The following is a 21,315-nucleotide window of genomic DNA, read 5'->3' on the forward strand; positions in this document are numbered from 1 at the left end:
GCCCGACGCGCCGTTCCTGCACCTGTTCGTGGCCCGCGGCGCGGTGACACTGGAGGGCGCCGGCCCGCTGCACACCGGCGACGCGGTGCGCTTCACCGCTACCGGCGGCCAGCAGGTCACCGCGAGCGAGCCCGCCGAGATCCTGGTCTGGGAAATGCACGCCAGCGTCCAGTTCTGACCCTCGGTGCCCATCCACCGTCAGGGGACCGTTCCGCGCACTACACCATCGGAGCCCGAGACGACAGACTCATCTACCGACGCAACCGCTGCCACCGCAGCTCCGCCAGGCCTACCTCCGCCTCACCGGGCCAGCGTCAGCGGGTGGTTGCCCTGCCCGTCGAGCGGCCAATCGGTTTTGCCGTCGAGTCGATCGTGGCTGGCCAGATATGCGCCGAGATAGTTTGGTCGCAGGCGGTATTCCGCCCTCGTCGCTGTAGCGGTCGCGCACGTCGAGATCGCGGGCGAAGCACCCGATCGGCCCGACGGAAGCGAGGTCAGTGCCATGATGGCAGTACTGCAACACGCCGTCCCGATCGCCACCCTGATCTTCGTGGTGTCGAGCATGGTAGCGATGGGCCTGGGGCTCACGATCAGCGAGATCACCGCCCCGCTGCGTAATCTGCGCTTGGTGGCGATGTCGCTCCTCGCCAATTTCGTATTGATGCCCGCCGCGGCGGTGCTGCTGGCCAAGATCCTGGACCTCGATGAACCCTTCGGCGTGGGCCTGCTGCTGCTCGGCGCCGCCGCCGGTGCGCCCTTCTTGCCCAAGCTGGCTCAGATCGCCAAGGGAGATCTCGCGTTCGCGGTGGCGTTGATGGTCGTGCTGATGGTCATCACCGTGGGCTACCTACCGCTGGTGCTGCCCCTGCTGCTGCCGGGGGTCTCGGTCGACCCGGGCCAGATCGCCCGCTCCCTGGTCGTGCTGATGCTCGTCCCGCTGGGCATCGCACTCGCGGTCAATGCCAAACTGCCCCGTGCTGCCGCGGCCGTCAAGCCTTGGTGTGACCGGCTGTCCAGTCTCAGCCTCGTGGCCGTGATGCTGCTGTTGGTGGTGGTCAACTTCCACAACGTGCTGTCGGTGTTCGGAACCCGCGCCATCTTGGCCGGACTGCTGTTCATCGCGATCGGCTATGGGTTGGGTTGGGTCCTGGGCGGCCCCGCTACAGGCACTCGGCCGGTGCTCGGTTTAGGCACCGCCCAGCGCAACATTGCTGCAGCGCTGGTGGTCGGCGGCCAAAGCTTCACCGATCCCAGCGTGGCAGTCATGGTGGTCGTGGTGGCCATCGTCAGCCTGCTGATTCTGCTGCCGCTGTCGCGGCGACTGGCCCGCACCACCGCCGACGGCGGTGACACGGGCTAGGAGGGCAATCCGACAACACGCGCCACTGTGCCCACATTTCCTCCCGAGCAGCCATGGGAATTCCGGCCGGGTTGTCCGGGGCCTGCAGCATGAACGGCGACGGCGAGAAGACCAGTGCGCTGGCGACCGGTCCCGAACCGTATCGTGCGGGGTAACGCACCTCGACGATCAGGACGTCGCCGGGCTGCAACTCCCCAGGGCGATCCGCAAGCATCGAACGACTCACCCTGGGTAATGCGGCTTCAGTTGACCCAGGGCGGGTTGATGACGGTGCCGTCCGACAGCTCACCGCGGAATCCGACCGGGACCGTCACAACGAGCACGGCCGGCTCGGCGGCCGAATTCGTCAGGGCGATCATCGAATTCGCGGGCGCCACGGCGGCGTCACCGGCCATCAGCGCCTCCGCTCGGCCATCGATCGTGATCGTCACCGCCCCCTGGATGACCATGAACGCCTCCTCCCGTAGCACCTTGTGCGGCACACCTTCCGTTCCGGCCGCCACCTGGATCTGCCAGACGCACAGTTCGGCGCTGCCGGTGCCGGGGCGGATGTAGGAGGTGAATCGGGTGCCGTGCATTTCGTGGACTTCAGCATCGGCGGCGCGGGTTACCGGCATGTCTTACTCCTTCATTTGGTCAAGTTGCTTGACTATATAGTCAAGCAACTTGCCTATCTGTGTCAAGATGTCAGTCATGTCGGATTCGAAACCCGCTTCGCCAGTGCGGCCCGGCCAGGATCTCGCGCTGTTGTTGCTGGCAGCGGGGGCGGCCGCCACGGATGCCATTCACGCCGGGGTGGTCGCCGCCGGGTTCGCCGACGTAAGGCCGACGCACGGGTTCGCGTTTGTGCGGCTGGCGCCGAACGGAGCAACGGTCGGCGAATTGGCCGAGCACCTGGGTGTGACCAAACAAGCCGCCAGTCAACTGGTGGACGAAATCGTGCACAAGGGCTACGCCGAACGCAACACACATCCCGACGATGCCCGCGCGCGACTGATCACCCTCACCGATAAGGGGTGGGCCTGCACGCGCGCGGCGGATGCCGCGGCGGCGAACTTCGCCGCCCAGTGGGCGTCCATTTTGGGCGATTCTGCGGTGACCGAATTGCGTAACGCTTTGGTTCGCGTAGCGGCCCCCGGACGCGTCCGTCCCGCCTCATGGTGACCGAATTGAGACAAAGTGACCTGCATTACCGGGATTTTTAAGTGACCTACATCACATGACGTTTAGGGGCAAACTCCCCGCATAGACAGCGTTTCAGGAAGTGCGACCAGGGCTTTCCAAGATCGGCAACCCCGTCCATTAACTATTCGTTCACCCCGCATTAACCCCTCGTGACCAAGCTGAGACCAGGTCAGGAAACAGACCTGCAGTTTGGTTACACCGAGGAGCAATCCACACACAGTCGGAAAACGACCGCAAACGGCAGATGGGTTTCACCCGCCGCGGTCGCCGGAGATATCAGCGGCACCACAGTCCGCGACCGCATTCTCCCCCGCTCGACAGCGGCACCCGCAGGGAACCGACCCCGGGTGGCTCATACCGCGTCGTGCGCCAGGGCTCGCCTGGCCTTCACAACAAAACCGAAAACAGCATACGAACCGATTCAGGCGGGCTTCCCACCGGGTGCCCGTCGGAGATCCGCGCTGCTCGAACCGGGCCGGATCGCCTCTCTGGACACGATCAAGGAACTGATTTCGAAATGCTCGACAAACGCCTCTCCTCTTTCCGCCGCCTGTCGCTGCGTGACAGTGTCACCCTCGCAGTGGCCGCGGCCGGTGTCATCGCCGTCGGCACCTCCTCCATCATCGCGCTGGCCGACGACAGCGTTCCGTCGCGCATTGCCATGGTCTCCGACCAGCAGTCCGCCCCCGCTCCCGCGGCCGAACCGGTGGCCGAACCCGTGGCCGCGGCCGCGCCGGTCGATGCCCCGATCATTCCCGCTCTGCCCGCGCTGCCGGAACTGCCGCCGATTCCGGCCCCGACCCCGGCGCCGGCCCACGTCGCAGCCCCGATCGCGGCCGCGGTCTACTACGAGGACAACCTCGACGGCTGGATCCGCCAGGCCCTGGACATCATGGCCGCGCACGGCATCCCGGGTAGCTACGATGGCATCCACCGCAACATCATGCGCGAATCCAGCGGCAATCCCCGGGCCATCAACCTCTGGGACTCCAACGCCGCCGCCGGCATCCCGTCCAAGGGCCTGCTCCAGGTGATCGATCCGACCTTCAACGCCTACCACGTCGACGGCACCTCCTGGGACATCTGGGATCCGGTAGCCAACATCACCGCCGCCTGCAACTACGCGGCGCACCGCTACGGCTCGATGGACAACGTCAGCTCGGCGTACTGATCCGCGACGTCTCGACAACGCCTCCCCGCCCAACCGCGGGGAGGCGTTGTCGTAGGGTCATCGCAGACCAACCACCATCGATGTGGACTGCGCCATGACCGATTACGCCCACTCCGACCACGCGTCGAAGAGTCGCGCCGAGAAGGCGCGCCGCCTCGCGGCCTATATCTGGGATCGCGGCATCACCGGGGCCGAACTGCTGGACATGCCCGCGGCGACCCTGCGGAAGCTGGCGCGCGCCGCCGCGACGAATCCGCCGAGCACCGGCGAGACCTGGACGAATGTGGCCCAGCTGCTCGACGAGAAGGACACCTGGGCCGCTCGTCATCCGAATCATCCTGCGGCACAACGCAATCACGCCGATGAGAAGCTGTTGTGGGTGAAGCCGCCGATCACACCGTGGTGATTCAGTAGCCGAGCTCCGTGCCGCTTTCCGCCTCGGCGACCACCTTGTCGGCCAGCGACCGCAGTGCCCGCGCCTCCGCGGGTGTCATGGGATCGACGAAGATCCGGCGCACCAGTTCGACATGGTTCGGGGCCGCCGTCTCGAGCACCTTGCGCCCCTCTGCGGTGAGTTCGACCAGAATCCCCCTGGCGTCATCCTCGGCCGGGCGGCGGTCGACGAGTCCACGAGAAGCCATGCGCGCCAGGTGTTTCGAGAGCCTGCTCTTCTCCCAGCAGACCTCGGCGGCCAATTCCTTGGCGCGCAGGCAACCGCCGGGGGCCGTCGACAGCGGCACCAGCAGTTCATAGTCGGCGGCGGAGAGGCCGTCTCGGGTCAGCCCCGCCGAGAGCGCCGCGTCCAGCCGCTGGCGCAGCCGGATAAAGGCCTGCCAGGTCTCCTGCTCGTCATCGTTCAGCCATCGGACCACGGGAATGATCCTAGCCACTGTTTGGTTGACATGGACACCAACCATTGAGGAGGTGCCCATGCCAGCCATCACTGTCGCCGACATCATGGTGCTGCCGCGACTGCCCCGCCCTACCGACGCCACGCGCGAGCGGAAGGTCGGCAGTATCACCACGGCGCACAAGCAGCGCGAAGGCGCGGGCTTCGAGGTGAGCCGCCCGTTCCCGAGCATGGATCTGCGCTCGGCCGATCCGTTCATCCTGCTGGACCAGATGGGCCCGGTCGCCTATGAGCCGTATGAGGCCAAGGGCGCGCCGTGGCATCCGCATCGCGGCTTCGAGACCGTCACCTACGTCATGGACGGCACCATGGTGCACCACGATTCCAACGGCGGCGGTGGCGTCATCAGCGAGGGCGACACTCAATGGATGACGGCCGGTTCCGGCATTCTGCACGATGAACTGCCCGCCGAGGAATTGGTCATCGCGGGCGGCTGGTTTCACGGCATCCAACTGTGGGTCAATCTGCCGCGCGCGCAGAAGATGGCCGCGCCGCGCTATCAGGATCTGCGCGGCAGTGAATTGACGCTGGTCAGTTCGCACGACGGTGGCGCACTGGTGCGCATTATCGCGGGCGAGATGGGCGGCTTCGCGGGTCCGGGTTCGACCTACACCCCGATCGCCTACGCGCACGCCTCCATCACCCCGGGCGGTCAACTGGAAACCCCATGGCCGCAACGGTTTACCGCGATGGCATACGTACTGTCCGGCAGCGGAACCGTGGGTGCCGAGCGCCAACCGATCAGTGCAGGCCAACTCGCGGTATTCGGCCCCGGCGACTCGATCACCCTCGCCGCGGATGCCTTGCAACACAACAGAACCGGCGATCTGGAGGTGCTGCTGCTCGGCGGCTTGCCGATCAAAGAGCCTATGGTGCAATATGGCCCGTTCGTCATGAACACCCAAGCCGAAATCATCCAGGCGATGGACGATTACCAGGCCGGACGCATGGGCAATATCCCGGCCGAACATCTGACGGGTAGGCGGTTGGGCGAATAACGGAGGACGGGGCGTTGGCGCCTAATGCCCCCAATTGTTTCCTGCGCGGTTGACAAGTACGCGGCCCGTCACAACAGTGGATGCGGCGTCTCCCCTGGACGCTACTTCACCGCAGCACACAAACAGAGGAATATATGAACGTTCGCCGGCTCACCGTCAGTATTGCCGCCGCGGGACTGTCCTTCCTAGCGGCACCCGCAGCCCTAGCCATGCCCACCGGTTCTTCGGGAACGGGCTCATCCGCCGTCGATACCGGATCGGCCGCGACCGGTTCGGCGGGCCTATCCCAGACCGGGTCGGCTGGTGGCGCATTCGCCAACTGCGATGAGGCCCGTGCGGCCGGTCGGGCACCGCTGTTCCGCGGGGAACCGGGCTACGCCCCGCATTTGGATCCGGACGGCGACGGCTTCGCCTGCCCCACGGTCTGATATATCCCTGAAACGTAGAACACCCGGTGTGGCCGATCACACCGGGTGTTCTACGTTTTCGGCTCAGCGGAAGATCTTGACCAGTGCCAACCCGACGACCACCGCGGCCGCGCCGATCAGGCTGTACTTCACCTTCGGCTGGTTCAGCTTCGCCAGCACCATGTGCTTGGTGTCATCGGCAATGCGCTGTGGATCGGCCCGTACGGCGATTTCGTCGAGCGTGCTCGCGAGCCGTGTCCGCGCGACCTCGATCTCCCGCTCGATTCGCTCGGTATCCCTAGCCACGTATATCCTCCTGTGTTCAATTTGCGGTACTCGCGGGTCTGTCCGTGGTTATGCAGCTGCCGCCTGGCGAGCCCGTCGCTCACACCACCAGTTCATTGTGCCGCGAAGCGCGCTCGCCGACGAGTCTAGCCAGCCGAGTTGTGTCGGTGCGGCCGTGTTGTCGAGGCGTTCGATTACCGTGCAAGACGTGACCGACAACCAACGACTCTCCCCCGGCGATCCCGCCCCCGATTTCACCCTGCCCGATGCGGACGGCAAGAACGTATCGCTGTCCGATTACCGCGACCGCAAGGTGATCGTCTACTTCTACCCCGCCGCGAGCACCCCCGGCTGCACCAAACAGGCCTGCGATTTCCGCGATAACCTCGCCGACCTCGCGGGCGCGGGCATCGAAGTCATCGGCATCTCACCCGATAAACCGGCCAAATTGGCCAAATTCCGCGACAACGAAAAGCTCACCTTCCCGCTGCTCTCGGATCCGGACAAATCCGTCCTCACCGCATGGGGTGCGTTCGGCGAGAAGACCATGTACGGCAAGACCGTCACCGGTGTTATCCGCTCCACATTCCTGGTCGACGAAAAAGGCAAAATCGAAGTGGCGCAGTACAACGTCCGTGCGACCGGCCACGTCGCAAAACTTCGTCGCGACCTGTCGGTGTAGGCCTGCTGCTCGAACCAGCGCACGACCGGTTCGCAGCCGATCCGGACCAAACCAGATCGATTTGCGCCCAACGGGTTTCGTCCAAGTCGAATGCGCATAAAACGAAAGGTCCGGAGCCGCGGGGGCACCGGACCTCTCGAAGGTTTTCGCCTAAGTGGGCTGCAACTGCTGAGCCGCCCACTGCATGAGCATGCGGAAGTGGTTGTCCCACCAGTGGTAGAACTCGGGACTGAAGGCCGGCGGCGGCGGAGCCTCACCCGGGAAGAGCATGGCGGCGTTCGGAGCACCAACCTTGGTGGTCGGCCCCGGGATTCCGGTGCCGGGGAACTGCTGAGGCGATCCGGCCGCGTCATTTCCGTGCTCGAGTGCATCCGGAGCGAACAATACGGGTGGCAGCGCACCCCAGTGTTCGTTGTACTGGGGAAGGTTGTCCAGATCGAGGTCGGCCACCGACCAGTCGGAGGTGGATCCAGCAGGCGTGGGCTGTCGTGCCTCCGGACGATCGAACGGGTTGATATCCGGATGTACCGAGGAGCCCGCGGTGGAGCCACTCGCCGATCCGGTGCCACCGTCGACCACGCGGGTATCCGCGGTGACCCGCGCGTCCGCGATGACCGCGCCTGTACCCCGCACCGTCACGTATGTGCCACCAGCGACCAGTCCGCCCGCCAATACGCTGGCCGCGGCGAACAGCGCCGTGTGGCCGCGCGTGCTCCGCACCCGCTCGACCGGCTCGCGTACACCCGTCACATCGCTCATGGCGAACAGCGCGGCACCGACCGCCGAGGCGAAGGTGGCGATCTTGCACGGCAGCACCGGCGCGCCGAAGCCATCCATCGCCGTGGCCACCACCGGGCCGCCCGCGGCCGAGCCGATCAGTACCACCGCATCCGGCCGGACCATGGCCGCCTCGAATTGATCCCAGGCCTTCGACACCGCCTCGTCGAGTGCCTCGGCGGTCGCGACGCCGGTCTGGCTCGTCGCAGCCAGCACCCGGCTGCGCTTGCCGTCGATCAGGGTGAACGCCTGATGCCCCGCGACGACCTCGCAGATGAGCAGGTCGTCGAATTCATCGAGCCAGGTCATGCCCCCTGCCACACTCAGATGTGCCGCCTTGGCCGACACCAGCGAGGCGGTATGCCACGGACCGGATGCCAATTTGGTGACGATGGCGCGCCGCTCGGCGGCATCGCGGTAGGTAACCGCCGCGCCCACGATCTCCCGCTTCGACTCCAACTCCGCGGCCAGTGTGTCCATCGCCGTCTGGACCGCGACCGCCAGGTCTGCCTTCGAGTCACCACGAGCTTTTACCACCCGCTGCAGCAGCACCCGCTCAGGTAGCTTCTCGCCGTCGGCGAGGGCCACCGCGTGAACGGCGCCGCGTTCGGTGGAAACGCCAAGTGTTACCGCAGATCGAGCTCCCACTGATCACGCCTTCCCAGTGCAATTGCCGTGCTCACGAGCTTGCCGAAACCCCTGAGCCCCTTGGATTCCCCGGCTCGAAACGTGCGCCGAGATGCACGCACGCTCGGTTATGTGTTCGGTGCCGATTCCGCCTTGGATGGGTGATGAAATGTGACCGTTCTTAACACGCAGATACCGTGCGCGTATCGCACCTGTGCTGATACCGCTAGCCTTGATACGTGGATGTACGCACGGAGGCCAGGTCGAAGCGACGACCGGACCCTGCGTTGGACATGCAGGACGACCCGCAGGAGCTCATGCCGCGGCGCAGGCCCACTCAGGAACGCAGTAAACGCAAGTTCGATGCCCTCTTGCAGGCGTCCCGGGAATTGCTCGTCGAGGTCGGGTTCGAATCGTTCACCTGTGAAGAGGTGGCGACACGGGCCGAGGTGCCGATCGGCACGCTGTATCAGTTCTTCGCCAATAAATACGTCATCGTCTGCGAGCTGAATCGCCAAGACCTGGTTGCGGTTTCCCAGGAACTCGCCGATTTCCACGGTGAAATCCCGTCATTGGACTGGTTGCGGCATATGAACCAGTTCGTCGACCACCTGGCGAATCTGTGGATGACCGATCCGTCCCGGCGCGAAGTATGGCTGGCGATGCAGTCGACCCCGTCCACCCGAGCCACCGGCGCGATCCATGAAAAGGAATTCGCCGAGCTCGTCTCGCAAATGCTGCGCCCGCTAACTCCCCGCACCCCTCGCGCGCGCCGCACCATGATGGCCGAAGTTCTGGTGCACGTCGTCTACTCGATGCTGAATTTCTCCGTCCAAGACGACCAGTCCAACACCGAAGCCGTCTCCGAACTCAAGCGCCTGATGGTCGCGTACCTCATGGTCGCCGAAAAGGAATCCCGAACCGCCAGCCAGCGCTAACCCTCGGCAACCCGTATTCGAGCCGGGCACCCTGTGTCCGAGGTGCCCGCCTCGAATAGAGGATGCCCGGTTCGGCTACTGCGCTTCGCGACCTTCGATCAGGTCGGCGAGTTCACCCGGATCCTCGAGGACGACCATGGCGGCGGCGGTGTCGCCGTCATGGGTCAGAGACAGGTGAACCCTTACGCGGGGCAGGAATTCGGCCGCGAGGCCGTGCAATTTGATGCTCGGGCGGCCCCAGGCGTCGTTGACCACCTCGATGAGGGGGTACGGGTTGTCGCCGATCTGCGGGCGGCGCGCGAAACGCGAAGACGCCCAGGCCTTCAGCACCGCCTCTTTGGCCGCCCAGCGCGCCGCGTAACTGCGGGCAGGGTCGGTGCCCTTGCTCTGGCAGTACCGCCGCTCACCGGCGGTGAAACTCTCCCGGAGCATGGTGGTTCCGGACCGTTGCAACTGTTCGGCGAACTCGGAGATGGTCACCAAGTCCAAGCCGATACCCAGGATGGTCAATGCGTCGCCGCTCCTCAGCCTTCGAGCCCAATGAAACTCCCGAACAAAAAGTGAGAGTGCGGCCGCCGCAGCGACCGCACTCTGCACGGTAGTGGCCGAAGCCGCTATGCCATAGAGCCACCGGCGTCGAGTCGCCCGAGAATCACTGCCCCGGTGCCGCAACCCGCGCCGTCGGCCCGGTAGGTGCCGTTACCGGACAAGCGAGCCTCCGTCGAGAGCAGCACGTCGGCCTCCAGCTGCCGCTTCTGCTCCGACGGCGTGCCATCGGCGCCCAGGCGCCGATCCGCGGGCCGCTCGTACAGCGGGGCACCGCCGCACATGGCCTCGGTGAACCGCTGCCGTCCGGCGAGCTGACGCTCCTGCGCCCGGCGCTGGTACTCCTCGCGCCGTCCCGGCTCGATCGCCTGGATGAACGCCTCCGAATGCACCACCGCGAGCAGACCCGAGACGTGGCCGAAGCCCAGCGAGGTCAGCAGACCAGCCTTGAGCGGGAACCGCTCACCGAAACGCAGCGGTTCGCGCGCCCAGACCAGATGCGGGTAGGCCTGCATCTTGTCGTCGACGCAGTCCAGACTCCGATTCGGCGGCACGACACCGTTTTCCAGCACCTGGCACAGACCGATGAGCTGGAAGGCGGCCGCACCGCCCTTGGCATGTCCGGTCAGGCTCTTCTGCGAAACCACGAACAGCGGGGCGCCTTCGGAGCGTCCGATGGCCGTTGCCAACCGTTCGTGCAGTTCGGACTCGTTCGGATCATTGGCCGCGGTCGAGGTGTCGTGCTTGGAGATGACCGCGATATCGTCCGGCGCCACACCGAGTTTGCTCAGTTCGGCGACGAACTTGGATTCGCGACCGCCTCGGCCCGCACCGAGCGCGCCGAGGCCGGGCGCCGGGATGGAGGTGTGCACGCCGTCGGCGAAGGACTGCGCGAAGGCGACCACACCGAGCACCGGCAGGCCCATCTCCACCGCCACGTCGCCCCGGGCGAGCAGTACGGTGCCGCCACCCTGCGATTCCACGAAGCCGCCGCGACGGCGGTCGTTGGCGCGGGAGAAGTAGCGGTCGCTGATGCCCTTGGCGCTCATGGCCGCCGAATCCGCGGTGGCCGACATATCACCGAAGCCGACGATGCCCTCGATACCGAGATCGTCGAAGCCACCGGCGACCACCAATTCGGCCTTGCCCAAACGGATCTTGTCGACCCCCTCCTCGACCGACACCGCGGCCGTCGCACAGGCCGCCACCGGATGCACCATCGCGCCGTAGCTGCCGACGTAGGACTGCACCACATGCGCGAGCGCGACGTTCGGCAGCGCCTCCTGCAGGATGTCGTTCGGGCGCGACTCGCCGAGCAGGTTGTCGATGTAGAGCGAGCGCATCGCGGACATACCGCCCATACCGGTGCCCTGGGTGTTGGCGACCAGACTCGGGTGCACCCAGCTCATCAGCTCGGCCGGGCTGAACCCGGAGCTGATGAACGCGTCGACGGTGCAGACGATATTCCACAGCGCGACCCGGTCCACCGAGGCCACCATATCGGCGGAGATGCCCCAGATGGTGGGATCCCAGCCGGTCGGGATCTGACCGCCGACGATGCGCGACAGCTTGGCCTTGCGCGGCACCCGGATCTCGGTGCCCGCCTTGCGGATCACCTGCCAGTCACCGGAATCGGCGACCGGCATGATCACCGTGTGCTCCGGATCCGAGGCGTAGAAGGCACGCGCCTCCGCCTCGCCGCCGACCGTGAAGGTCAGATCCTGGTCCAGGAAGACCGAGGTCATCAGCGGTGCGGCATTGTCGATCATGGCGCCGTCGTCCTCGTAGCGGCGCACACCGCAGCGCGCGACGACCGCGTCATGGTACTTCTCGGCCAGCTCGTGTTCGGGGACGTAGTCACCGGATTCGCTGTCATACCAGCCGGGCTTGGGATCGTTCTCCCAGGCCACCATGCCGGTGGTCCAGGCGAGTTCGAGCACGCCAGCGGCCGAGAGTTCGTCGGAGACCTCCATCTCGAACCGGGTGCGCGCCGAACCGTACGGGCCGAGCTCGCCGGCACCGACAATGACGACCATGTCGGCGAGATCGGCGGTGACCGAACCCCATTCGGGCACCGGCAGTACCGAGCTCATGGTCGGCGGTGCGGGCAGGGCCGAAATCGTCGCCACCGCAACGGGTTCCTCGGTCTCGGGCGACGCCTCCTCCTGAGCCTGCTTGGCCAGTGCGGGCAGATCTAGCTTGACCCTGGCGAGTCCGCCGGTCAGGTCGATCTGCTGCGGTCCGGTCGCGGTCACCTGACGGGCCCGCGAGGTGCACCACTTGAGCAGCTCATCGGCCATCTCGGCGGTGGACCAGGTGTGCACACCGGCCTTCTCGACCGCACTCACCATCGGATCGTTGTGGCCCATGAGCCCGGTGCCGCGCACCCAGCCGATCAAGGCGTGTACCAGGGTGACCCGACTAGACCACGACTTCTCGGCCCGCCATTTGCCGACCACCGCGTCGAGTGCGGCCTTGGACTCACCGTAGGCGCCGTCGCCGCCGAACATGCCGCGGTTGGGCGAACCCGGAAGCACCACATGCAGTTTCGCGTCGACATCATGATCGGCGCCGATCCTGGACAGCCCGCCGATGAGCCGCTCGACCGACCAGAGCAGCACCCGCATCTCCATTTCGGCACGGGCGCCGGCGTCGGCGAGATCACCGGCGACCCGCGGCGCCGCGAACGGCAGCAGCAGGGTCGGGGTCATCGCGTCCTTGATCTTGACCTTGGCACCGCCCGCATTGTCGACCTGCTCGCTGCCAACCCAGTCGATCAGCGCGTCGACATCCTGATAGGACGCCATATTCGCGGACACGACCCAGAGCGCGGCGCCGTGGCGCGCGTTCTCGCGGTAGAGCTTGCGGTAGAAGCCGAGCCGCTCGTCGTTGAGGCTCGACGTGGTGACCACGACCGTGGCACCGCCGCCGAGCAGACGACCGGCGGCCGCCGCCGCGATGGAACCCTTACTGGCACCGGTGATCACGGCGATATCCGAGGACCACAGGCCGATCTCTTCGGTGTCGAGCGCCGCATCGGCGATGCGCTCGTACCGTCCGGCGAGCACCGAGCGGGCCTCGTGCTTGGCCTTCTCGCGCCACCAGTTGGCCTGTGCCGCAACGGCCGCACCGGCACCGCGGAAGCCCTCCACCGACTCCTCGTCGGAGCCGATGTCATCGAGCAGCCAGAGCTTGGCCAGATCCTCGCGTGCGGTCGCCCAGCGGTCGTCGATCAGCACCGCCTTGCGGGCATCGAAGGCGGGCGCGACCAAACGCGGCCAGTCCGAACCCAATTCGGTCGAGACCAGATCGACCAGGCTGTCGTCGGTGGCCTCCGGCGCGGAGGCCTGCTCGGTCAGGCCGAGTTGTTCGAGCACCACACGGGCGGCCGTGGCGAGCACGCCGTCGCGACCGGTGATCTGTTCGGTGAACTCACCCAGCGCCGCGGCGTCCACGGTGGCACCACCACCGCCGCCCGTGCTCGGCAGCGATACCGCGATACCGCGACGGGCCGCGACGGCCTGCACGGCTGCGTCGATGGCCGCATCGACCGACGCGGCGTCGCTCACACCGGCGACCAGCCCGCCGAGGTCGCCACCGCGCACGCTGACGCCTTCGCGGGTGCCGAGCGAAACCTCGGCGGTGACGTGGTGGGCCCAGCCGTCGCCCAGCTCCCAGACCTTCTTGACCCGCTCCGCGATCGCGGCGGGCCGCTTACCGGACGGGCCGAAGACCTTGCGCAGGTGATCGCCGATGGCATCGGAGAGCACCGAACCAAAAGGCTTGTAGGTGCGGGCAAGTCGCTCGACCGTGGCCGAGAGCGCACCCATATCGGCGTCGGCCGCACCGTCGATCGCGCCGAGCGACAGCTCGGCGCCGAGGTCGACGAGCAGCTGATTGCGCCGCGACGAGACACCGTCGCAGAGTCCCTCGATGGTGTCGACCGGGCCGATCTGATCCAGCCGCAGCTTGGTCCACAGCGCGATGAGTACCCGGGTGGCGTCGGCGGCGGTGAACGCGATGTCCTCCGGGCGCGGACCACCCGAGCTCGCGACCGGGGCCGCTACTGGCGTCGCCGCTACCGGCGTCGCCGCCGAAGCGGTTTCGACCGGCTCGTCGGCGGGTTCGTCGACCGGCGCGGGATCGGTATCGGTCGAGTAGACGATGGCGGCCTCGCGCTCGATATTCAGCACCTCGACGGTGACCGTGCCGAAGGCGGGCAGCTTCAGCGTCTGGCTGGCCATATTCGCCACGGTCGGCGTCACACCCAAACCGATTTCGACGAAACGCTCCACCCCGAGTCCGCCGTTGGCGGCATCGGTGAACAGCAGGTCCTGGGTCTCGATCCAGCGCACCGGGCTGGCGAACTGCCAGGCCAGCAGCTCGATCAGCACCACACGGCACAGCTCGGCCGGGCGTGCGGTCCAGTCGTCGAAGTCAGCGAGCACGGCGGCCAGCGGCTCCGAGGGCACCAGATCGGCGATCTCCTGGATGAAGGCGCGCTCCAGCGAGAACGGCTTGGGCACCAAGTTCGGGATGTAGCGTCCGAGCAGGATTTCCGGGTGCAGGTCCACTGGCAGCAGCTGTTCGAGCTTGCCCCGGAACTCCGGCACACCCGCGCGCAGCACGGTGGAGTGGAACGGCACATCGATGCCGGGGACCAGGATGAACGCCCGCTTACCGCCGAATTCCGAACGGCGGCGGTCGATTTCGGTCTCCAGCGCCTCGAGGCCCTTGACCGTGCCCGCGATCGCGTACTGCGAACCGCGCAGGTTCAGGTTGACGACCTCGAGGAATTCCCCGACGCTCGCGCCGACACCGGAGACGAAGTCGATGACCTCGTCATCGGGCAGCCCGATCTGCGACGGCCGGATGGCGGCCATCCGATAATCGCTGCGGCCCTCCGCATCCCGGGGCACCAGCTCGTGCATGGCGGAGCCGCGCTGGAAGACGACCTCCAGCACCGCCTCCAGCGGCAGCACACCGGCAACAGCCGCGAGCGCGTTGTATTCACCGACCGAATGTCCGGCCAGCATGGCGCCCTCGACGTAAGCACCGGCCTCGCGCAGCTCGGCGACCTGGGCCACACCGAGCACCGCCATGGCGACCTGGGTGAACTGGGTCAGGTGCAGCACACCGTCCGGGTGCCGGTGTTCGACACCGCGCGCCTTGAGGTAGGTCGGGTTGTCCCGGACCACGGCCAGGATCGAAAAGCCCAGGGCCGCACGAGTGTGCTTATCGGCGCGCTCCCAGATCTCCTTGGCCGCCTTGGAGCGGGCGCGGGCGTCCAGACCCATACCCTTGCGCTGAATGCCCTGGCCCGGGAACGCGTAGACGGTCTTCGGGGCGGCGGTACGACCGGTCGCGGTCATCACCAGATCCCCGTCGGTGCGGCAGGAGACCTCCACGATCTCGCTGCCCGCGTCGACCGCGATCCGCTCGACGCGCACGTCGATCTGCGCACCCGGACGAACCATGCCCAGGAAGCGGGTCGTCCAGGCCGTCAAAGTCCGCGCCGGAGCGGAGCTTTCGGGATCCACCGCGGACACCGCGTGCTGCGCGGCGGCCGAAAGCCACATGCCGTGCACGATCGGGCTGCCGAGTCCGGCCAACTTGGCGGCCGAATCGCTGGTGTGGATGGGGTTGTAGTCGCCGGATACCGCGGCGAAGGCACGCATGGTGCGCGGCGCCAGGATGGTGACATCACGACGGCGCCGACGCGGGGTGTCGGTGGCCGCATCGGAGACCACACCGGCCGCGCGCGGCGGATCGGTCAGCTCACCCGCGCCGTTGCGGCCGCGGATGGCGAAGCGTTCGGTCAGCGTCGCCAGCGGGACAACGTCGAGCCCCTGATCGCGCATCTCACCGACGGTCACCCGCACCTCGACCACGCGTCCGAGGTCGGTGTCGACAACCTCACCCGATTCGGCGCGGACCACGAGAATGCTGGTGTCCTGCGGCAGATCGCGCTCGAGCGCGATCTGGTGATCGAGATGGACCAGATCCAGCATGCCCTCGATGACACTGTCGCCATCGGCGCTGCGCGCGGCGCCGAGCACCGCGAAGACGGCGGGCCAGCACGCGCCGACCAGCACATCGGGCACGGTGCGCCCGAGCGTGCTCAGGGAACCGGGCAGGCCCGAACCGGTGACGCCCGCGTGGTCGGCGATGAGGTCCGGGGTCCAGGCGAGGTTGAGGTGTGCGACGGTGCCCTTCACCTCCGGCAGCGCCTGGCCCGCGGCGACCGCGAGCAGTGCGGACATGGCGGTGTCGGCATCGGTTTCGGTGATGACCGGCGCGCCGCCGTTGTACAGGGAGGTCGGCACGGTGATGCGCAAGCGGATGCGCACTGCGTCACCGCCGAACAGCGGCACCGTGAGCTCGACGTAGGCGTGATCGGTGTCCGGGCCGGTGGTTTCGGTGATCGTCGCACCGGTCGGCGGATGTACGGCACCCTTGTCGTCGACGGTCCATTCGGCGACGTCGCCGAGGCGGTGGATCGGGTTGACCGTGGTGCGGCCGGACCATTCGACATCCGGCGCGGCCAGCACCGTATCGATCGGTCCCTCGGTGACACCGGCGCCGCGGCGCGCGTCGACCGCGACCGGTGCCACGCCGGCTCGGACGAGCGAGTGGGCCGTGTCCTGTTCGAAGCGATCGAGCAATTCGCCGACCGGCTCGTCGACGCGGGTGATACCGGCGACCGCGACCGTTCCTGGAATGATGCAGACCTGATCGGCCGAGTAGCGCGGATCATGCGCCTGCCACAGCGAATCCGAACGCCACCAGCGGCGTACATCGCCGTCCACCACGGGCACGAAGTTGACCGGCTTACCCGGGGTCTTGCACAGGCTGACGAAGAATGGCACATCCGCCGGGTGCAGCAGGGTCTGCTCGGCCGCGGGGTACTGCCGCTTCAGCGTGCACAGCGCGTCGACCGGGTTCTCGAAGGCTTCGTCGGATTCGAACAGCGTCGGGATCTCGCCGCGGTCGGCCGGATGCAGCCGAGATTCGGTACGGCGCATCATCTCCGCGAACCGCTCACGCCAAGTGATGTCGAGCCAGACCGAGCGGGTGGCATCCAGGATGGCGTCGCCGAGGTCGCTGCCGCAGTCGAAGTCCTTGCGGCGGTCCAAGCCGACGGCCAGCTCGACATAGCGTTCCAGCCACTCGAGGTAGGTCATGGTGGCGACATCGCCGAAATACGGCTTGGCCGTGATATTCAGCGCAGCGATGATCTCGTCGCGCCGCTCGGCGACCGCGCCGGCGTCACCGGCGACCTCGTCGAGCAGACGGCCGGTGCGCGAGGCCGCATTGTCGATCTCGTGGATATCGGCACCCAATTGGCTACGGCCGGAAGCCATTCCGCCGGTCGCGGTGCCCGCACCGACCCAGTCCGGAGTGCCAGGGGTGTCGACGAGCAGCTGTTTGACCTCGGGTGCGGTGGTGGCCTCGAGTGTCGCCATGGCGGCGGTGCCGACCAGCACGCCATCCAACGGCATCACCGGATAGCCGTGCGGCACAGCCCATTCACCGGTCAAGTATTCGGTCGCGCGCTCCGGGGTGCCGATGCCGCCGCCGACGCAGACCACCACATTGGCGCGGTTGCGCAGCTCGGCGTAGGTCTCCAGCAGCAGGTCGTCCAGGTCCTCCCAGGAGTGGTGCCCACCGGCCCGGCCGCCCTCGATATGCATGATCACCGGGTAGTTCGGCACCTCGTCGGCGATACGCAGCACCGCGCGGATCTGGGCGACGGTACCCGGCTTGAACGCCACATGTGTGATGCCGACCTCGGTCAGCTCCGCGATCAGCGCGACGGCCTCTTCCAGCTCCGGGATGCCCGCGGTGACGACGACACCGTCGAACGGCGCGCCCGCCACACGGGCCTTCTGCACCAGACGCTTACCGCCGAGTTGCAGCTTCCACAGGTACGGATCGAGGAACAGCGAGTTGAACTGCACCGCGCGGCCCGGATGCAGCAGCGTCTTCAGCTCGGCCACCCGGTCGGCGAAGATCTGCTCGGTAACCTGACCACCACCGGCCAGCTCCGCCCAGTGGCCCGCATTTGCCGCCGCGGCAACGATCTTCGCGTCGACGGTGGTCGGGGTCATCCCGGCAAGCAGGATCGGCGAGCGCCCCGTGAGCTTGGTGAACGCGGTCTCGACCACGACGCGTCCGCTCGGCAGGCGCACCGGGCGCGGCGCGAAGGCCGACCACGGCTTGGCCACCTCGGGCGCGGCACCTGGGGTCAGCAGGCTGCGCTGGCCCGCACGGGTCGCGGCCGCCAGGATGCCGACGCCGGTGCCCTTGAGCGAGCCGCTGGTGAGCCGGCTGAGCAGATCGCCCGGGCCCAGATCGAGAATCCACTGCGCGCCGGCGGCGACGACGCCGTCGACCTCCTCCACCCAGTCGATCGGGTCGACGAGGATCTCCTTCGCCAGCGAACCCGCAAGCTCCGCATCCAGACCGCACTGGGACGCCCAACCGCTGACGATGTCGACCGTGTCGGCGAGCGCGGGGTGATGGAAGGCGACATCGACGGCCAGATCCTCGAAGACCGGCGCGAACACCGCACCACCGCGCGACTTCGCATCGCGCTCGCGGGTCTGCGCGTCATGGATCTGGGCGCAACGCTGACGCACCCGCTCCAGCTGGGTCGGCGTGCCGGAAAGCACCACGCGCCGACGACCGTTGCGAATCGAAACCACCGCGGCCGCGGCCGGGTCGACGCCCGCGGACACCTCGGCCACCACCGTGCGCAGCTGCTCGGGGTCGATGTTGGACACCGCAACCATCGACGAATGCTCGCCCACCGGCATCAGACCGCGTCGGCGGGCGACCAAACCGGCTGCGGCACCGATCATTTGGGCGATGGCGAGCAATTCGGCGTCGCGCTGTCCACCGGCCTGCACCGAGGTCGCGGCGAGGCGACCCTGCGAATGCCCGACGACCGCGACCGGCGCGTGCTCGTTCGCGTCCAGACCCTGCAACCGCAGTGCGCGCACGGCGGCCACCTGCGTCAGGAATACGCCGGGCATCGAGACCGCGGCCGACCGGAGCACCTGCTCCGACGGCGCTGCGGAAACCTCTGCCTCGTCACCGTCGGCGAGTTCGTTCTCGAGCATCCAGCCGATCGGGTCGAAGCCGACCGGGCGCACGACAAGCAGTTGTGCCGCAACAGGTTCCAGCAGTGTCGCCGCTTCATTGACCAATGCGGTCAGCTCGGGCTCCAGCGCGGCATCGCGCCCGATCTCCTCCAACTCACCGAGCCAACGCGCACCCTGCCCACCGAAGGCCAGCGCGTAGGGCGTTTCGCCCAGCAGTCGATCCAGCAGCGGCGCCCTCGAATCCCCCTGCTGTGGCGCCCCAACCACTTTCGGGCTCTGTCCGGTTCCGGCCGCAGTGCTCTCATTGATCGTCAAGACGCTTCGACTTCCTTCTCCTGGCGACATGCCGTCGAGACACGCCGCTCCCTCGGTGCGCAGGTGTTCCTCACCAATGAGCCCTGATGACCGCAAGGATTCCAGAAAATCATGAGGAAATCCTCACGTTTGCTCCCCCACCGTCGGCTTACCGCCGAGTATTTCCGTACATCCGTACCAGAATGCTCAGAAACATGACTCGCCCTCATGTTTAAACCCGCTGGTCTGCCGGGTTACCAATGCGTACGAAACATGAGAACTCCTCATGTTGACCGTTATATAATTGTTATAATCCCAGGTGGGGTTACCGGTGAGTACGACATGCCCGGGGTGCGCTTCGCGATCTCGGTCAGGCCCGGTAGAGTTTGGACGGTCGTACCATCAAGCGCGAGTGGCGAAATTGGCAGACGCGCCAGATTTAGGTTCTGGTGTCCACGGACGTAGGGGTTCAAGTCCCCTCTCGCGCACTACTCGAGCACGTATTTGCATCAAATTTGATGCAAATACGTGCTCGATCACCTCCTCGCACACGTTCCTCCTCTCTCGAGCCGTCGGACCTGGCCCAGATGCGACAGCAACGCCGCTCGCGGCACACAGTTCCGTCACCGGTGACTCATCTGCGTGCGCGAGTAGAAGTTCGCTCGCCCCTCCGACACACGGCAACGGCACAACTGAGACGGACGCGTGTGCGAGCGATCCCTCGCACACCCGGCGGGACACGTGTCTTCGAGGGATTGACAGTCCGTTTGGCGACTACGCTTGTTGAGCGCCTGTTCGTCTCGGCCGGCGCCGCAGAGACGTGTCGCAGGAGGGTTGGGGCGTTAGATGACGGGGATGCCCGCAAAGATCGACCGATACACCGTGGACCGGGAACTGGGGTCGGGAGGGATGGGCGAGGTCTATCTCGCGCATTCACCGGGCGGTGATCAGGTGGCGGTGAAACTGATTCGCAGCGACAAACACGACCCCGAGACCCGCGCGCGTTTCGAGCGCGAGGCCCTGATCGCGCGGACGGTGATCGGCACCGGCAGGGTCGCGCGGTTCTTGAACGCGGATCCTTTCGCGGAGCGCCCGTGGATGGCCATGGAATACGTTCCCGGTCGGACGCTGCTGACATGTATCGATGCCGATGGTGTGCTGCCCTCGCTGTTCGTCGCGAGTCTCGGTGTGTTGCTCGCCGAAGGTTTGGAGGCTGTGCACGCGGCCAAGTTGCTGCATCGCGATCTGAAACCACAGAACGTGATCATGGGCCGGGACGGCCCCATGATCATCGATTTCGGGCTGGGAGCGTTTCTGGACGGGGACTCCGAATCGTTGTCACGCAGCGGAATGGTGGTCGGCACGATTCGCTGTATGCCACCGGAGCAGGCCCGCGGCAGCTCCGAGCTGACGACTGCCGCTGACGTGTATGCACTGGGCGCGGTGCTGTTATATGCGGCGGCCCGGAAGTTCCCCTACGACGGAATCGGGTGGAACGCTGTTCTCGCGCAGGTCACCAATCCCGATATCGGACCGGACCTGCACGGCGTCCCCGAAGACCTGGTTCCGTTGATCGCTTCCATGCTCGCCTTCGAGCCGCGGGATCGGCCGACGCTCAACGATATCGCGGGCAGCTGTATCTCTCTGATGGAATCCGCAGGCCGGACTCCGGTCGGCATGCGGCACGCGTTGATTGCCAGGACCACCTCGGGCGGGACATCGGAAGCCGCTGAGGAGCCGCCACCGGCGCTGATCGAAAGCCGGGACGAGATCGGGAACCACGAGCGCTCACCACTGGACGAAGGACCGGAGGATGCCGAATCCGATGAGTCGGCACCGGCCGAGTTGCCGACCCCGGACACCGGCAAGAAAGAGCGCCGTGAGGTCACTGGACCGCGAGGCCAACGGCCGGCCTCCAGCATCTCCGAGGCGAAGCTGGTAGCGGACGAACTACGTGCGCAATACGCGATGAGCGCGGTGCTGTAGGACAGTGGATGGTTGGCGTGCTGCCCTCGAACCCGGGTAGGC

At 66.7% G+C, this 21,315-nt stretch carries 15 protein-coding genes, 1 tRNA gene and 1 pseudogene; 11 read left to right on the plus strand and 6 right to left on the minus strand.

The window, feature by feature from the left end; translation table 11 throughout:
- Both AB0J29_RS33110 and AB0J29_RS33115 read left to right on the plus strand, forming a co-directional pair.
- Positions 1 to 178, plus strand: a pseudogene (locus tag AB0J29_RS33110) (pirin family protein); the annotation flags it as partial.
- A 324-nt stretch (positions 179 to 502) separates the two neighbouring features.
- Positions 503 to 1,360, plus strand: a complete 858-nt coding sequence (locus tag AB0J29_RS33115; RefSeq protein ID WP_364794554.1) for a bile acid:sodium symporter — start codon at positions 503 to 505, stop codon at positions 1,358 to 1,360.
- Positions 1,361 to 1,602: 242 nt separating this feature from the next.
- On the opposite strand, the gene AB0J29_RS33120 is transcribed toward AB0J29_RS33115, so the two are convergent.
- Complete coding sequence (locus AB0J29_RS33120) at positions 1,603 to 1,977, minus strand: cupin domain-containing protein (protein WP_364794556.1); 375 nt, start codon at positions 1,975 to 1,977, stop codon at positions 1,603 to 1,605.
- Positions 1,978 to 2,053: 76 nt separating this feature from the next.
- Here AB0J29_RS33120 and AB0J29_RS33125 point away from each other — a divergent pair, with 76 nt between their 5' ends.
- The 3 genes from AB0J29_RS33125 to AB0J29_RS33135 all read left to right on the plus strand — a co-directional run bounded on the left by AB0J29_RS33125 (position 2,054) and on the right by AB0J29_RS33135 (position 4,122).
- The gene (locus tag AB0J29_RS33125) at positions 2,054 to 2,524 is read left to right on the plus strand and encodes a MarR family winged helix-turn-helix transcriptional regulator (protein WP_364794558.1); all 471 of its coding nucleotides are present in this window, start codon (positions 2,054 to 2,056) and stop codon (positions 2,522 to 2,524) included.
- Between the two features lie 538 nt (positions 2,525 to 3,062).
- The gene (locus AB0J29_RS33130) at positions 3,063 to 3,716 is read left to right on the plus strand and encodes a transglycosylase SLT domain-containing protein (protein WP_364794559.1); all 654 of its coding nucleotides are present in this window, start codon (positions 3,063 to 3,065) and stop codon (positions 3,714 to 3,716) included.
- 94 nt (positions 3,717 to 3,810) lie between these two features.
- On the plus strand, positions 3,811 to 4,122 hold the full coding sequence (locus AB0J29_RS33135) for a hypothetical protein (RefSeq protein WP_364794561.1): 312 nt from the start codon (positions 3,811 to 3,813) through the stop codon (positions 4,120 to 4,122).
- A 1-nt stretch (position 4,123) separates the two neighbouring features.
- On the opposite strand, the gene AB0J29_RS33140 is transcribed toward AB0J29_RS33135, so the two are convergent.
- Positions 4,124 to 4,588, minus strand: coding sequence for a MarR family transcriptional regulator (locus AB0J29_RS33140; RefSeq protein WP_364794563.1), 465 nt, complete (start codon positions 4,586 to 4,588; stop codon positions 4,124 to 4,126).
- Positions 4,589 to 4,646: 58 nt separating this feature from the next.
- Here AB0J29_RS33140 and AB0J29_RS33145 point away from each other — a divergent pair, with 58 nt between their 5' ends.
- Both AB0J29_RS33145 and AB0J29_RS33150 read left to right on the plus strand, forming a co-directional pair.
- A complete protein-coding gene (locus AB0J29_RS33145; RefSeq protein ID WP_364794565.1) occupies positions 4,647 to 5,624 on the plus strand; it encodes a pirin family protein in 978 nt (325 codons plus the stop codon).
- A 134-nt stretch (positions 5,625 to 5,758) separates the two neighbouring features.
- Positions 5,759 to 6,052, plus strand: coding sequence for an excalibur calcium-binding domain-containing protein (locus AB0J29_RS33150; protein WP_364794567.1), 294 nt, complete (start codon positions 5,759 to 5,761; stop codon positions 6,050 to 6,052).
- A gap of 63 nt (positions 6,053 to 6,115) precedes the next feature.
- On the opposite strand, the gene AB0J29_RS33155 is transcribed toward AB0J29_RS33150, so the two are convergent.
- Positions 6,116 to 6,337 carry a DUF3618 domain-containing protein gene (locus AB0J29_RS33155; protein WP_364794569.1) on the minus strand — a complete coding sequence of 74 codons (222 nt, stop codon included), beginning with the start codon at positions 6,335 to 6,337 and terminating at the stop codon, positions 6,116 to 6,118.
- A 187-nt stretch (positions 6,338 to 6,524) separates the two neighbouring features.
- On the opposite strand from AB0J29_RS33155, the gene bcp reads away from it, so the two are divergent.
- On the plus strand, positions 6,525 to 6,998 hold the full coding sequence (bcp, locus tag AB0J29_RS33160; RefSeq protein WP_364794571.1) for a thioredoxin-dependent thiol peroxidase: 474 nt from the start codon (positions 6,525 to 6,527) through the stop codon (positions 6,996 to 6,998).
- 150 nt (positions 6,999 to 7,148) lie between these two features.
- Here the strand turns inward: bcp and AB0J29_RS33165 are convergent, their stop codons facing one another.
- A complete protein-coding gene (locus AB0J29_RS33165) occupies positions 7,149 to 8,423 on the minus strand; it encodes a hypothetical protein (protein WP_364794573.1) in 1,275 nt (424 codons plus the stop codon).
- Between the two features lie 272 nt (positions 8,424 to 8,695).
- On the opposite strand from AB0J29_RS33165, the gene AB0J29_RS33170 reads away from it, so the two are divergent.
- Complete coding sequence (locus AB0J29_RS33170; RefSeq protein WP_364507220.1) at positions 8,696 to 9,340, plus strand: TetR/AcrR family transcriptional regulator; 645 nt, start codon at positions 8,696 to 8,698, stop codon at positions 9,338 to 9,340.
- A gap of 75 nt (positions 9,341 to 9,415) precedes the next feature.
- Here AB0J29_RS33170 and AB0J29_RS33175 read toward each other — a convergent pair whose 3' ends face one another.
- Positions 9,416 to 9,850 carry a holo-ACP synthase gene (locus tag AB0J29_RS33175; RefSeq protein WP_364794574.1) on the minus strand — a complete coding sequence of 145 codons (435 nt, stop codon included), beginning with the start codon at positions 9,848 to 9,850 and terminating at the stop codon, positions 9,416 to 9,418.
- Between the two features lie 104 nt (positions 9,851 to 9,954).
- Entirely contained in the window at positions 9,955 to 19,308 is a 9,354-nt protein-coding gene (locus AB0J29_RS33180) for a fatty acid synthase subunit beta domain-containing protein (RefSeq protein ID WP_364794576.1), read from the minus strand.
- Between the two features lie 385 nt (positions 19,309 to 19,693).
- Here AB0J29_RS33180 and AB0J29_RS33185 point away from each other — a divergent pair.
- Both AB0J29_RS33185 and AB0J29_RS33190 read left to right on the plus strand, forming a co-directional pair.
- Positions 19,694 to 19,775 (plus strand) — tRNA-Leu (locus AB0J29_RS33185).
- A gap of 367 nt (positions 19,776 to 20,142) precedes the next feature.
- Positions 20,143 to 21,273 (plus strand): serine/threonine-protein kinase, encoded by a 1,131-nt coding sequence (locus AB0J29_RS33190; RefSeq protein ID WP_364794578.1) that lies wholly within the window; start codon positions 20,143 to 20,145, stop codon positions 21,271 to 21,273.
- Positions 21,274 to 21,315 lie beyond the last annotated feature (42 nt).

The sequence above is a fragment of the Nocardia sp. NPDC049707 genome (assembly GCF_040674855.1).
Lineage (GTDB): Bacteria > Actinomycetota > Actinomycetes > Mycobacteriales > Mycobacteriaceae > Nocardia.